Raw genomic sequence first — 14,769 nt, 5'->3', positions numbered from 1 at the left:
CCCTGACGACAAAGGCGCGATTCTCTATACGCCGTACGATGGCCTGAAAAAATATGACAGCCTGCCCAACCTCATCGATGCACTCGAAATGCGCTTCAAGTCGATCAAGGAAGACGATTCGATACTGGCTTTTCTGGCGTTATCCCAACGCCGCAAAATCGTCGGGCAAAGCAGCCACACTCTGAGCTACGAAGCGATTGAAGGCGATATTTTCGATAGCCAGAAGGCTGCCATCCTCGCCTGCCGGCAAATCGACGCCGAGGCTGTGCTGAAGGAACTGAAACAACTGCCCTCACTCACGTCCCTGCTGGAAAAAATCCTTGATGGCCTGTTGGCCTACCGGTTTCCCCACCTTAAACAGGCGCAGACCCGGGTCACCTTCTATACCGATGCCGAGGTTATCGACGGTGTGCCACCGCCGCTGTCTGGCCGGCACTTGCACGATTCGATGAGCCTGAGTGACGCCGTGCTGTTGATCTACCGCCAGCGAGCCTGGCCAAGCGGCCAACTGCGCGAATTTTCCCACCCCGGTCATGCGACCGTCGAAGGCGATCAGGCTGCCTGGGAAGACGCGGTGAACCAGGCGTCGGGCAAACTTCAAGTACTGCTGTTTAGCGAAATGGAAAACTACTGGAATGCGCCCGCCTCGGCAGAATCCGCGCGCCGGACATTTTTTGCTGAAGTGTTGCGCGAGCAGGCACGCGCCGAGCTGATGATCAAGCGCGAAAGCAACATTCTTGATCCGACGCAGTTCGCCATCCTGCATCACGTGATCCAGCAGGGCACGGCACCGCTGCCGACCATCGAAACCGTGCGCCTGTGGGAAGACGAACCCAACTATGTCGAACTGGCCGGTTCCTTGATGATCAGTCATGCCGACGCCTGCCTCTACACGCCAACCATGGGGCTGCAGGTGCTCAAGGATTACCGCGATCTGAAAGAGACCTTGATCAGCAAGTTTCGCGCAGCCGGCCACCAGGATGAGTTGTTTGGCTTATTGAACCTGGAAGAGCGCAAACGCTATATCGGTTTTGACCGGCCTCACGTGACCGGCGAACGCATCAGTGGTGAGATTTTCAAGGTCCTGTTCGAGGCAATCATCACCAAACAACGTCAGAACATCGCCTATGCCTTACAGGCGTTTCGCCTCAGCGATGGCGCCGTAGGCATCCACTCGCTGTTCGACAAGGCTCTGGATATCCACACGATGATCCACGAGAAGTTACTGGAAATGGACGCGGGTGAACGCTGGGTGACGCGGCCCGTGCTGGCCGGCGTTCAACAACCTTCAGCGGTGCTTGAGCAAAAAGCGAAAGTGGTGGAGAAATCGTGCGAAAGCATCCGCACGGAGCTTGCCGGTTTGTTTGAAAGTCAACCGCTCGACAATGTGATCGAGCAACGCAGTCACCTTGAAAACCTGAAGCCGCGACTGACCCACGCACTCTTTTTCGGAGTGACCAGTGAGGCAAAGCTGCGGGTACTCAGTGGCTCGCTCAAAGCCGCTGAACAGGCGATTGTCGAAACTGTTTTCAATGCCGCTCAGCCCAATCGCGACGCTCGCCGCTCACTCAATGGTTTTCGGCCTGACGCCTGGTCAATTGCCTTGGAGCACCCAGTGACGAAAGACCCACGGACGTTGGCCCATTGTGTATTGCTGACTGAGCGTGGCGGCCTCGACGACGCGCACGCGGGAACAGCGATTCTGTGGACGCCCGCCCTTGGCCTTGAGGTCTTTTCCAGCATCAACGTTGCGCGGCGCGCGCTGGAGCGACGTCTAAAGGACCAGGTGGATCGCCTGTCACTCCTGGAAAACCTGCTGCCAGGCGATCAACTGCTCCAGCAGAACTTCACGTTGGGTGCGTTGCAGTTGATCGAGGGCAATGTGCTGGATCATTGCGTCCAGTCCGGCATCGATCACTTCCTTGCTCGCTGCGCCGTGCTACGCGAGCGTCTCAAGGGCAAGACCGCACTCGTGCCGGCGTTGTCCAGCGTCACCAGGCAGATGATCGCAACCAACCTGTTGCGAACCAGTCATCTGGCAAAAGCCATCGCCCTGCAGCAGACTCTCCCCGCCTGGCTGGGCATGGCTCCGGTGGCAGAGCAGCAGTTGCACCTCGAACTGCTTGAGCAGTGGTGCCAGAGCGTGGCCGACGATAAAGACTATCTCAGCGATCTGCCCTCGCTCCCGGATCATGTGACCAAACGATTGACGTCTCTGCTGGACGCGCGCTTCCCCGACAGCAAACTCAAGCCGACTGATATCGAGATCACACCCGATCTGGCTTTGGGCGGCCCCGCGTGCACACTCACCGAGTTTGCCCTGAAATTTGCCCAGGGCACCCACTACAAGGTCGCCTCGAAGACAGCCACGCCGCTGCCGGCCAAGCTGGATCAAAGCGCGGTCCAGCAACTGCTGCTGTCGCTGGAGATACCCACGACTTACGCCACGACCGTGGTCGACGCGCTATCGGACACTAACCCTCTGGCCCAAGAGCGCAAACAACGATTCTACCGCCAGTTGCCCTGGCAACTGCTGCAACATGCGCACGGCCTGAAACTGCAACAGCAATTGTCCAGCGACGCGTTCGATTACCTCTGCCAGGTGCTGGACATGCCGGATGGTCTTGCACGCGAGACAGTTGCAGGCGCCCACGCGATGGTTTATCCCCTGTCGTTGATCAAGACGCCGGGCGCAGTCGCCGTGGAAACCCTGGGGCTGTATTTGATCAGGCCGGGCATTGGGCACAAGGGCCCATTGGTGCTTTATGCGCCCTATGCAGAACAGGTGTTCCGCGAGTTTGCGGACGAAGCGAGCGTGATCGCGGCCATCAACACGCCGGGCAATTTTCCGGACCTGCTGATTCGTCGCCTGCCGGAGGCGCAACAAGCGGTCTTTCGCGGCGTGTTGCAGTCGAGCGTGAACAAGACCAGTGAATTGACCCTGGCTGGCGCGGCCATTACCGGCAATCTGTTGCACCGGTTTTTCGCTGACAACCTCAAACTGCTGCCGCAGTTTCTCAACTGCCAATTGCAAAGCAACGCGCAAGCGGACTGGGAGACCGCCAAAACCCTGTTCAGGTATGGCGTCGGCCTGGCCGCGCATCTGCTGCCTGGCAAACTGTCCTGTCCGATTTTTCTCTGGCAGGCCTACAAAGACTTCAAGGAATCGGCTGAAGCCTTGCAGGATCATCATTGGAAAAAAGCCCTGCAGGCGTTCATCGCCGGCGCGGCGCAAATGCTCTTGCTCGGCAGCCTGTCACTGGAAGCCACCGCGCAAACAGAAGACATAACCGTTGGAGCAACTGACAAGGTGGAGCCCGAAACACCCGTTGAAGTGCCGACCGGGACTGAAAGCAATATCCCCGTCCCTGCATGGTCGCAGATCAGGCCGACCTCGCCGCTGCGTACCGAGCTGCAGTCTTTTGAAGCATCAGATGTGGTGCTCGAGGCTCTCAAGCACGACACCAGCAACGGCATTTACGAGGACACGACCGACAAGCGCACGTACACCGCCATTGCCGGCAAGGTTTACCGCATCGAACAACCCGGCGCGGTCTGGCAGATGGTAAACGATGAAAACCCCGGCCCCTCATTAAGAGAGAGTGGCTCACAACTTTTCCTGAATCCTGACCGCCATGCTGTTCATTACGGTAAAGCCATTTCGAAACTGCACAACCACATTTCCGTAGAGGTGAATCGTCAGGTGATGATGAACATCGAGGCTGAAGGCATGGAGGCTATCAGTCTCAATTTCCCTCAAAAAGCCCGGACGATTCAACATGCAATCGATATGGCAAGAAACTATGCATTCCAATGCCTGCATAACCTGGCATTAGTCAAAAGCAATATCCCTGTCGAACGCGTGGACAGCTTTCTCAAGTCTTTTTTTGGTGTCCAGCAGATCGATACAAAGTTATTGAACAGAATCAAAAAAACGATCGTGCCTATTTGCAATGCCTTGGTGGATCCTACCGAGGACTTGATGAATACCGAACGTTTCGTTATCGGCTCAAACGTCAACAGCCGCTCAACGACTATTGCGTTCGTACTTGGAAACGACAGTAAGAAAAAGCTTCACCTCACCGAGCATTTTTTCAACCCAGGTCTGGTTGAGTACGATTCATCTACGTTGCAGCCATTCGATATCAACGGCCACGCTCAGGCATCGACTCTGATTCACGAATTCGCCCATCAATTCTCAAAAGCCGAAGATTTTGCCTCTCTGGAATCTCGACGGCCGTTTGTTGATCTGATCAAAATCGATACTTTGAAAGGCTTGTCGATGAAGCATCAGCAGGAAAAATTTCAAAGCCGGGCACTTTCGTTAAAAACACCTCGAGATGAGCTTTTTTCGCGCTGGAACAGAAAGGCAGGCGCTTATATCACCTGGGATAAAATTCGAGATATGGGTGCAGAAAGGGTCAGCAAGAAACTTCTGAAGTTGACGGGCTGCCAGACCATTGAAGACGCACGTGATGCGTTTTTAGACCCTGACTCAGCGGATATTCGCGTTGATGTGATTTTGAGTAATGCCGATTCGATTTCACGCCTGATCTGCGAAATCGGCCGGCAGCTGGACACCGAGCCAGTCACCTGAAACACGTACAAGAAAGCGCAGGATTAACCTGCGCTTACCTTTATTCAACTGACGACGTTCAGTCCTTTTGATCTCGCAATACATTGCCCGATGCGCCGTCGATGCGGAACTCGTACACGACGCCATCGGCCTTGCGACCCTCACCTTCCCAATAGCCGTCGTTGTCAGCTTCGATCTTGTAGATCTCGACATAACCGGCCTTGGTTTTTGCGGTATCGATCGCTTTTTCGATGGTGATCCAGCCTGCGCCAGGCTTGTCCGCCAACGCAGCGCCGGCGCCAAGCAAACTGGCGGTGGCAATCAGGGCGGCAAAAGTCTTCTTGATCATTTTTTCACTCCATTTGTGGATAGTGGTCATGGGCTTCCTGTTTTTTGGGCGCCTGAGCGAAAAATAAGTTCCACTTTGATGGGTAAATGCCATGACTAATGTTCTCGGCAACTTCCCGTCAAGGTTAGAATGTGCGAAATCAGGATGAGTCAATGACCCAAGACACTCTCTCGGAAGCCGAATACGATGCGATCACCGATGCCGCTGCGCACTGGTGCATGCGTTTGCACGCCGCCGACTGCACGGACGAAGAGCGTCGCGCCTTCCAGCAATGGCACGATGCTTATCCTCTGCATGCATTCGAGTACGAAGCCATGCTGGAGATCTGGGACGTTGCCGGCCACCTCCCGCGCCCGGATACAGCATTGGTCGTGCCGGTTGCTCAGCCTGCCCGCCCATGGCGCCGATACGCGATAGCGGCCGGGTTCTGCGCAGTGGCGTTGCCACTGACGGCTTACACCGGTTGGAATCTCGGCTGGCTGCCCAACAGTTACGAGCATTTTGCCGCCACTGACAATGTGCGTCAGGTAACGCTGAGTGACGGCAGCCAACTTGAATTGAACCTCAACACTGACCTGACCTTCAGCAACTACAAGGACGAACGCCGCGTCACGCTGAAAAAAGGCGAGGCGTTCTTTACCGTCAGTCACGACACGTCGCACCCGTTTGTCGTGCGTGCAGGCGAAGGCAAGATTCGGGTGACCGGCACGCGGTTCAATGTCTGGATGTACGAGGATCAAGTGCGGGTGAACCTGATTGCAGGTTCGGTGCTGGTCAGCAGCAATCGTCAATTGCCGGGCGATGGCTTGCGTCTCGAGCCATCCATGCAAGCGCGTTACAAGCCGGGCGACTACATGCCGCAGATCAGCCAGTCCTACCCAAACGATGCTTCGCTTGCCTGGCGCAGCGGCAAACTGGTGCTGGACAATCTGCCGCTCAATGAAGCGCTGCCGCTGATCAACCGCTACCTGGAAAAACCGTTGATGCTCGCTGACAACAGCACCGGAACAATTCGGGTGGGCGGTATCTACAACATCAAAGAGCTGAACAACCTTGCCAACTCCCTGCCCAAGGTCTTGCCCGTCTACCTGACGCGCAACAAGGAAGGCAACCCGGTGATCAACCCGATGCCGCAGCAGCCGCCAAAAAGCTGAAGGCCGCGCCCCTTGCGGGATGCGGCCTTCAATTGTTTTTCAAGTAACGCCGTGTTTACTGTGCGGCGACGTTCCCCGTTTTCTCCGGCGCCCCGTGAATGGTCTGCACCTGATACTGCGGATCAGCCAGAATCTGCTGTTCGGTAAACGGCAGCACACTCCACTGTTTCTTCGAGAACGCCTCGGTCTGATCGCGTGAATACTTCGATGCCGGATCACTGGACAGCGAGAAGGCCAACAGCCCCTGCGCGTGCGGGCCCTTTTCATCGAACGTCACGACTTGCAGATAGCTGGTGCCACTGATCACCTCAAGCTTGCCATCTTCGCGCGGCACGCTCTGGATCGCGTTGTAGATCCCCAGCGTACCCGGCCCGCCATGAATCGGCGTCTGCTGCCCGCCGCTGCTGACCACCTGAATGTCGCCCCAACGGGTGTGCGGTTTCAGGCCCATTTTGGCAACCGTATCGACCGACGCCAGCATCGCTTCGCGAAGAGCCTTGGCCACCGCTGACTGCTCGACAGCCAGACCACGCGGAGTGTGCTGCGCATCCTGCGGATCGAAGGCTACGCGCCAGATGTCCGCTGACTGCTGCAGGGCTTGCATGATGTTCTGGAAATGCACCAGGCCCAGGCCCGAATCCAGATTGGCGCGCCCGTCCCAGGCTTTCAGGCTGGCACACACAGGTTTGAGGGCTTGCGCATCGGCGCCAAGGTCAGCGGCGCAGAACTTCAGCAGATCCGGCACGACCTGGGTCGCCAGATACACTTGATCGTCCATCACCATTTGCTGCAGATCCTTCACTGCCAACGGGCCTTTTTTATTCAGGCTGGCCAGACGATCAAGGGCAAAGCGCGAACGCAACCCCAGCGGTTGGCCGTCCTGACTGATCAGCGGCGAGAAACCGGTGAGCGGTTGCGCCGGGTTGGCCAGCCATGCGGAATCGTTGGAGTGCTGGACGAAGTCCTTGCGCAGCAGTTGCGGCAATTGGCTGGAGGCGTAGATACCCTTCTGCGCAGCTTGCGGGTCGATGTCCCAGGCGCAGGCGCTGTTGGAACCGTCGAGCACGATCATCTGGGTGCCGATTCGCGGGTCACTGCACTTCGCGAGTTTTTCGCGACTGACGTTCGGCACCACCGACAGGTTCATATACAGCGTCTGTCCCTTGTCATCTGCGGCGAGCGTATTGACCCAGGGAATACCCTGAATCTTGTGCACCGAATCCTGCAATTCTTTAAGCGTGGAAGCCTGATTCATCGCATACCACTGTTTGAGCACGCGATCGTTGTCGAGGTTGGCATCACGCAGGCTGTAGGCGAACTGAGTGTCCCAATCGAGCTTGCCCGGCCACTGCACAATCGGGCCGAACTTCGAGCTATAGATGTCGCGTGCCACCGGCAGCACTTGCCCATCGGCCTGTTTGACCTGCACGGTCACTGTCTGCTTGCTCATCGGCAATGATTGGCCATCGAGCAGATAGCGCGTCGGGTCTTTCGGATCGAGTTGCAGGCGATACAGGGTGAAGTGTTTGGAGGAATCGACCGTGTGGGTCCAGGCCAGATGCTGGTTGAAACCGATGTTGATCATCGGCAGGCCCGGCAACGCGGCGCCCATGACGTCAAGTTTGCCGGGAATGGTCAGGTGCATTTGATAGAAACGCATACCGCCAACCCAGGGAAAGTGCGGGTTGGCCAGCAGCATGCCGCGACCATTGAACGAACGCTCGCCACCCACCGCCACGGCATTGCTGCCACGATCGAGCGCGAAGCGCTGCTGACGGGCATCTGCCATTTGGTAGGTATGCGTATCGTTGGCGATCCGCGCTGTGGCCTGTGGCGGCGTGGCACCGGCCAAGGCTTCGGCGAACTGACCAACCCCGCCCTCGACCAACAGCCGACGGGTCAGCTTGACCAGGTCTTCTGGAGCAATCTCGCGAACCCACTCGCCCTGGCATTGTTGCGGCAGGCCCTGCTGACGGCGTTCGGCGAGATAGTGGTTGTAGCCCGCGGCATAACCCTGGACCAAATCACGTACCTGGGCCGTTTGCGCCTGCCAGAACGTGCTGACCGCTTCCGGCGTATTGAGCCAGTTGAAAAAGACATCGCTGACGCGGTTTTCACGCTCCTCGACGGTGAACTGATCCGGGCCGAAATAACGCGAACGCTGGCCATTGACCGTGACGATCTCGTTGGCCAGCAGGCAAAGGTTGTCCTGCGCATAGGCGTAACCGATGCCGAAACCGAGGCCACGCTCGTCTTGGGCGCGGATATGCGGCACACCAAAACCGGTACGACGGATCTCGGCGCTGGCATCAACGGAGGGGCTGAATGCATGGGCCGACAGGCTAAGCCCGCAAAAAATACCGGCAAGGGCCAGTCCGGTTAACTGCCTGGAAATAATCACGCTCGCTCCTGATCGAAATGCCGAAGAGCGGATCTGCATACCGTGCGAAGCATGTGACGGGCGACGGATCCGCTGTGGAAACACCCATGCGTCCACACGCAATGAGCCTGTCCTGAAAACGAACGTCGACGAAAAAAATTTAGCGCGGTGCGCGGCGGTTTTGCGCAGTGATTACACGCAGAAGACGAAATCCCGACAAATTTTCTACATTTTTTCTTTCATGATTTGGCGAGCTGAAACGTCTTGTTTTAGAGAGCGCAAAGAAAACCTTTCCCGATCGGGCTCTGAAAAGGAGTAATCACATGTACAACTCGCAACTACCAACGGACGGTAGCCAGGCGTTACAAGGAGCATCCATGAGCCCGCACGCGAGCGATTTCGAACAACGCGTCGAGCGTCACGGCAACGAACGCATCCGTCTGCTGCTGAAAAGTTTTGGTCTGCGCACCAGCCTGATTCGCCTTAAGGTCATCGACGCCCTGCTGGTCGCGGCACAGAACGACCGTCGCCTGGGCGTTCGCGGCGTCCATAGCCAATTGCTGGATCTGGATATTCCGCTGTCCTTTCTGAGTGTGCGCGAAGTCCTCAAGCGCCTGAGCGCCGAAGGCGTGATCACCGTCAACGCCGACAAGAGCTACAGCCTGCATCCGCAGGCTGCTGCAGTGCTCGACATCGATTGAAACGTCCAGCGATCGCCGTCAGGGTTTGACCTTGCGGCGCATCACGCCGTTGATCACCACGACGATCACCGCCACACCGATGGCGATGTACTGGAAGGTCTTTTCATCGATTCTCCCGGTGTTTTGCAGCCAGGACAGGCCGAGCATGATCGCCAGTACGGAGACGGCGATCAGAATCGAATAAATCAAGCGTTGCTTCTGGGTCATTGCGGCTTCCTGAAACTTTGGAATGTATCCGGTTTGTGTCCACTTGCATGCCATGCACTTACCGTCTTACGGGGATGCGCCGCTGCAAACGGGGTCTCATGTTACAGCCGATGAAGGCTTTTGGCTTCATGACGGCTTTAACATGAGGATTATTCAAATGCTGCGTCGAATCACCTGGCTGATTCCTGTTCTCGCCCTGCTGACCCTGAGTGGTTGCATCATCTTTCCCCACGGCGGCTGGCACGGCGACCATCATCGTTACGACCGTGGAGGCCCTGGCTACTATCAACATCGTTGACAGGATATTTCACCCCGCCTGCCCGTCAGTGTCAGATGCCGGGCATGAAAAATACACGCTGAATTAACTGACAAACAATGCCCGCCCCCTTCGCGGGCATTTTTTTTGGCCATGGATGACTGCCCGGTAACATCTTGTTTTACGAGCGTTTTGGGTCCGTTTCATATCCTGCAAAGATTCGAAATCTAATGTTTCAGCTAACCAGTAGGTCACGCCAATGTCTGGACCTAGGCTCTGCAACCTTCCTCCTTAACTGACAAGGATGTTTATGCAGAGAACATTGATAAGAATCGGGCCACGCCAAGTGGTGGGATTCTGCCTGGCGCTCAGCGCTTTTGAACTCCTGACCTATATGGCCAGTGACTTGATCATGCCAGCGATGTTGAACGTCACTGAAGAATTTCAAGCCGATGTTCGCCATGTTCCCAATGCGTTCAATCTGTATCTGTTGGGCGGTGTCTGCCTGCAATGGCTGATGGGGCCACTGTCTGATCGCTGGGGAAGGCGGCGCCTGTTGTTGATCGGCTGCGCCGCATTTGCTGTTGCCTGTGCCGCCGCTTTCGCCACCCGCAGCATTGAAGCGTTCAATGTGCTGCGCCTGATACAGGGCATGGGGTTGGGATTTGTCGTGGCCGTCAGTTATCCGGCGCTGCAGGAGGTGTTCTGCGAGGCGGATGCCGTACGCCTGATGGCCCTGCTCGGCAACATTACGCTGCTATCGCCGTTGCTGGGACCCATGCTCGGCAGCGTACTGCTGGAATGGCTGACATGGCGCGAGCTGTTTTTGGCACTCGGCATTGCTGCGATGCTGGTCTGGCTGGGGCTTTACGCCTGTATGCCGGAGACCGTGGGCGTTGTCCGCCGCGATGGGCAGCAGCAAGCCCGCGTGACGTTTTCCCTGCGTCAGATCCGCCAGCGCTACCTCGCCCTGCTCGGCAATCCGCGGTTCCTCGGCGCAAGCCTGGCCCTGGGACTGATGAGCCTGCCGCTGATTGCCTGGATCGGTCTGGCGCCGTTGCTGCTGATCCAGGGCCTGGGCCTGACGCCGCTGACGTACGGTCTGTGGCAAATTCCAGTTTTTTCTGCCGTCATCGTCGGCAATCTGATTCTCGACCGTCTGCTAGTGACGCATTCGTTACCCCGCTTGATTCAGCTGGGGCTCTGGCCGTTTTGCCTGGGCCTGCTGGCGCTGATCGGCTGCGCGATGCAAGGTCTGGGACTGGCAGTGACAGTCGCCAGCCTGGCGCTTTACGCCGTTGGATTGGGCATCAGCAATGCGGCGCTGTATCGATTGGCGCTGTTTTGCTCGGATGACAGCAAAGGTCTGGTCTCGGCCATGGTCGGCATGATTTCGATTGCCGTGATGGGTATCGGCGGCTCGCTCATTGCCGCCATTGGCGGCGGAACCCGCCTTGAACTCTTCGCCCTTTGGGCCGCGCTCGCAGGCTTGATGTGCCTGCCCCTACTGCTCTGGTTTCTGCAAGACGCCAAAACCGCGTTCGCCGCATCTGAATAAGGGAGTTTCGATGATCCATTTACCCGCGAGCGATGCGTTATGCGCGTTGCCCCATCCTTATTGCCCGGATTCCGTGCCAGCGGGCCTGTTCGAGCGGGCCATGGCCGAGATCAGTCGTTTTCATTGCCGGCACACAGCGGGCTACGAACATTGGTTGAACGCCCACGGGCTCGGTGCGCATGAACTGGACACGCTTGATGACTGGTCGCGCTTGCCACCGATCTTCGCCAATTTTTTCAAGCAACGGCTGCTGCTCAGCAGCACCGGCGCCGATGCCCTGGAACTGACGTCTTCTGGCACAAGCGGTCAGCGCAGCCGCATGCGCTACGACGAGCGCAGCCTTGGCGCGGCGCAATTCATGGTCGCGCAGATCTTCCGCTATTACGGCTGGGACACCCCGGACACGCCCTGCAACTATTTGCTGCTCAGTTACGAGCCGCAAGGGCAGATCACGCTCGGCACCTCCTTCACCGATCAGTTCCTGTGCCGTTTCGCTCCCGCCAACCGCGTGGTGTATGCCTTGCGCAGCACCGGTGACAGTCATCAGTTTGATGTGTTTGGCGTCATCCAGGCCTTGCAGGCGTTTGCCGAAGAAGGTCTGCCGGTGCGCATCCTCGGCTTCCCGGCGTTTCTCTGGCAGACCTTGCAACAGATGCAGGCCCTCGGCATGACAAATCTGAAACTGCCGGTCGGTTCACTGGCATTTTTCGGCGGTGGCTGGAAAACCCAGGCCGCACATGAGATTCCCAGGCAACAGTTATATGCCTGCATCCACCGCCAACTGGGCATTGAAACCTCGCGTTGTCGAGATGGCTACGGCGCCGTCGAGCATGCCGTGCCTTACATCGAATGCGCCCATCAGCGTTTTCATGTCCCGGTCTATTCGAAGGTGTACGTGCGCCATCCCGCGGATTTTTCAGTTCAGCCTTACGGCCAGCAAGGCCTGCTGGGATTCGTCTCGCCCTACATCTCGTCCAGTCCCGCGCATGCGGTGGTGATGAGCGACCTGGCGACGTTGCACCCCGGCGGAAGTTGCGACTGCGGGCTGAGCAGCGACTGGTTTGAACTGCATGGCCGCGCGGGCACAACCGCTGGCAGAAGTTGCGCGATGGCAGCGGCCGAACTACTGGGGGGCTACTGATATGTACTTGATCGACGGACAATTACGCGACGCCAACGACCTTGACGCTACCCTCGAATGCCTTCAGGCAGATCTTGCGGATCATCTGAGCACGCCGCTGGAAAGCAGCACTGTGATCAGCGCCGCGACCTGCTTTGCTGAGCAATTGAGCGGCGACAATCAAGAACTCGCGCTTGATCTCGAACAGCGACAGGCCCTGATCGAGTTCTGCACGGCCGAGGCGTTGCAGATCAAACTGCAACGCGAACTGGGCGCACAACCAGGTTCTTTGCGCCGCATCGACTATCGACAATCGCGCTTCGAATGCTGGAGCCCACTCGGGCTGGTGGTGCACATCACGCCGGGCAATGCGCCGTTGCTGGCGTTCTGCGCGGTACTGGAAAGTCTGTTGGCTGGCAACGTCAACTGGTTACGGCCCAGCAGCAGCGACCAGGGCCTGACCGCACGGTTACTGCACGCGTTGTTGCAATGCGATTCGAGTGGCCAACTCGCTGGTTACGTGGCGGTATTGCCAGTGAGCACCGGGCAGATCGGGCAACTGTGTAAACACGCCAATGGCGTTGCGGCGTGGGGAGGCGAACCCGCCTTACAAGCCATTCGCAAACAGCTACCGTCCGGTTGCCGCTGGATCGATTGGGGACATCGCATCAGCTTCGTCTATCTGACCCCCGATGCCGCCACAGCGCAAAACCTCGATGCCGTCGCCGATGAAGTCTGTCGGCTGGATCAGCAAGCCTGCTCCAGCCCGCAATGGCTGCTGGTGGACAGTGACAACCCGGTGGTGTTGCGCCAGATAGGTGAACGCCTGGCGGCAGCCTTCGAGCGCCGCGCCGGGCGATGGCCGGCGCTGCTGCCAACGCCACAGGAAGCCGCGCAAATCACCACGCACACGCACATGGCACGCTTGGCGCAGAGTTTCGCTGAACAAACCGGCCATGTCTGGAGCGCGCCGGGTTGGCGGGTGATCTGGGCGCACGAGCGTCAGCTAGCACCCTCCCCACTATTTCGCAGCGTGCTACTGCATCCGGTACCACGGCAGCTGATCACTGAAACCCTGCTGCCATGGCGCAATGTCCTGCAAAGTTGCGCGCTGCTGTGCGGCGAAGCACAGATCGGCGAGTTGGCGCGGAGGCTGATCAGTGCCGGTGTGACGCGCATCGCGCCAGTGGCCGGCATTCACGACGGCTATGACGGTGAGCCCCATGATGGCGTTTACGCGTTGCAACGGCTCAGTCGACGCGTGTCCGTCAGCGTCGCCGCCGACCGGTTGCCAAGCCACGCCACCCTTGACCGCGCGCCTGTACCCGCAATGCTTTGCGGGCAGCCAATCATGGACAAGGAGAGCCTCAACGGCCAGCCGTTCAACGCGACGGCGCAGTTGTATTTCCGCTCCGGTGGCAGCAGCGGGACGCCAGCGCTGTCCGGTTATAGCTATGGTGATTTCCATCGACAGATGCGCGCGACGGCGGACGGCTTGTTCGCGGCCGGGCTGGATCCGGCGCGGGATCGGGTGATGAACCTGTTCTTCTGCGGCGGGTTGTATGGCGGCTTCCTCAGCTTCGCCAAAGTGCTTGAGCTGCTCGACATCACCCACCTGCCAATGGGCGCGCCGGCCGATGACGATTACCGCGAAATCGCCGATTTGATCATCAGCCAGCGCGTGACAGTGCTGATGGGCATGCCAAGTACTCTGCACCGACTGTTCCTCAATGAGCGGGAGCGGCTGCAAACCTACGGCGGCATCACCAAGGTGTTTCTCGCTGGCGAACATCTCAGTGAACCGAGTCGTGCGCTTCTGCTCAGTTGCGGTGTGACCAGCATCCGCTCGGCGATTTACGGGAGTGTCGACGCCGGCCCTCTAGGCCATGCCTGTCAGGCTACGGGGGATGGCATTTTTCATCTGATGAACGACACCCAGCATCTGGAAATTGTCGCGTTGGATGCCGATGAGCCTGTGGTCGGCAATCAAGTCGGCCGCTTGTTGTTCACCTCAATCGCGCGGGAGGCGCAAATCGTTCAGCGCTATGACGTCGGCGACACCGGCCGCTGGGTGCCTGGCGCCTGCGCTTGCGGACTGGCCTCACCACGCTTCGAATTGCTGCAGCGCCACGGCAAATTGATCCGCATTGGCACCGACTTCATTTCTTTGAGCGAACTGGCGGTGCATCTGCAAGTGCCATTTCAACTGCTACTGGATCACACCTGCGACGGTGTCGAGCGCATGCGTTTGCGCAGCGAACTTGAAACTGTCGACGTGCAGGCCCGACTGGCGAATTACCCGACCCTGGCAACGATTATTCAAAGCCGATTGCTGAATGTCGAAGTTGAAGTCTGTGCCATCAAAGACTTCACCCGGAACAAGCACAGCGGCAAGACGCCGTTATTGATCGATTCGCGCAACTGATACTTCCCGTGAGCTAAGCCAGAAACTATAAAAAGGTCAACCT

10 protein-coding genes are annotated in these 14,769 nt (G+C 58.0%); 7 read left to right on the top strand and 3 right to left on the bottom strand.

The window, feature by feature from the left end; translation table 11 throughout:
- The first annotated feature begins 466 nt into the window (after positions 1-466).
- The gene (locus tag ICA15_RS22715) at positions 467-4,597 is read left to right on the top strand and encodes a dermonecrotic toxin domain-containing protein (RefSeq protein WP_318010481.1); all 4,131 of its coding nucleotides are present in this window, start codon (positions 467-469) and stop codon (positions 4,595-4,597) included.
- A gap of 58 nt (positions 4,598-4,655) precedes the next feature.
- Here the strand turns inward: ICA15_RS22715 and ICA15_RS22710 are convergent, their stop codons facing one another.
- Entirely contained in the window at positions 4,656-4,925 is a 270-nt protein-coding gene (locus ICA15_RS22710) for a PepSY domain-containing protein (RefSeq protein ID WP_150603134.1), read from the bottom strand.
- A 152-nt stretch (positions 4,926-5,077) separates the two neighbouring features.
- Between ICA15_RS22710 and ICA15_RS22705 the strand changes: the two genes are divergently transcribed.
- Complete coding sequence (locus ICA15_RS22705; RefSeq protein ID WP_210554706.1) at positions 5,078-6,079, top strand: FecR family protein; 1,002 nt, start codon at positions 5,078-5,080, stop codon at positions 6,077-6,079.
- 55 nt (positions 6,080-6,134) lie between these two features.
- Here ICA15_RS22705 and ICA15_RS22700 read toward each other — a convergent pair whose 3' ends face one another.
- Positions 6,135-8,480, bottom strand: coding sequence for an acylase (locus tag ICA15_RS22700; RefSeq protein ID WP_210554705.1), 2,346 nt, complete (start codon positions 8,478-8,480; stop codon positions 6,135-6,137).
- Between the two features lie 302 nt (positions 8,481-8,782).
- Between ICA15_RS22700 and ICA15_RS22695 the strand changes: the two genes are divergently transcribed.
- Positions 8,783-9,160 carry a fe2+ zn2+ uptake regulation protein gene (locus ICA15_RS22695; RefSeq protein WP_150615725.1) on the top strand — a complete coding sequence of 126 codons (378 nt, stop codon included), beginning with the start codon at positions 8,783-8,785 and terminating at the stop codon, positions 9,158-9,160.
- An 18-nt stretch (positions 9,161-9,178) separates the two neighbouring features.
- Here ICA15_RS22695 and ICA15_RS22690 read toward each other — a convergent pair whose 3' ends face one another.
- Positions 9,179-9,367 carry a hypothetical protein gene (locus ICA15_RS22690; protein ID WP_210554704.1) on the bottom strand — a complete coding sequence of 63 codons (189 nt, stop codon included), beginning with the start codon at positions 9,365-9,367 and terminating at the stop codon, positions 9,179-9,181.
- Positions 9,368-9,524: 157 nt separating this feature from the next.
- Here ICA15_RS22690 and ICA15_RS22685 point away from each other — a divergent pair, with 157 nt between their 5' ends.
- The 4 genes from ICA15_RS22685 to ICA15_RS22670 all read left to right on the top strand — a co-directional run bounded on the left by ICA15_RS22685 (position 9,525) and on the right by ICA15_RS22670 (position 14,726).
- A complete protein-coding gene (locus tag ICA15_RS22685; protein ID WP_191627647.1) occupies positions 9,525-9,665 on the top strand; it encodes a hypothetical protein in 141 nt (46 codons plus the stop codon).
- Between the two features lie 268 nt (positions 9,666-9,933).
- Positions 9,934-11,181, top strand: a complete 1,248-nt coding sequence (locus tag ICA15_RS22680; protein ID WP_210554703.1) for an MFS transporter — start codon at positions 9,934-9,936, stop codon at positions 11,179-11,181.
- A gap of 10 nt (positions 11,182-11,191) precedes the next feature.
- On the top strand, positions 11,192-12,322 hold the full coding sequence (locus ICA15_RS22675; protein WP_210554702.1) for an acyl-protein synthase: 1,131 nt from the start codon (positions 11,192-11,194) through the stop codon (positions 12,320-12,322).
- Position 12,323: 1 nt separating this feature from the next.
- Positions 12,324-14,726, top strand: a complete 2,403-nt coding sequence (locus ICA15_RS22670; RefSeq protein WP_210554701.1) for an aldehyde dehydrogenase family protein — start codon at positions 12,324-12,326, stop codon at positions 14,724-14,726.
- Positions 14,727-14,769: the final 43 nt, after the last annotated feature.

The sequence above is a fragment of the Pseudomonas sp. P116 genome (assembly GCF_020149425.1).
GTDB classification, from domain to species: Bacteria; Pseudomonadota; Gammaproteobacteria; order Pseudomonadales; family Pseudomonadaceae; genus Aquipseudomonas; species Aquipseudomonas anatoliensis.
The sequence above is the reverse complement of the archived record's forward strand: the minus strand, read 5'-3'. Positions and strand labels throughout refer to the sequence as shown.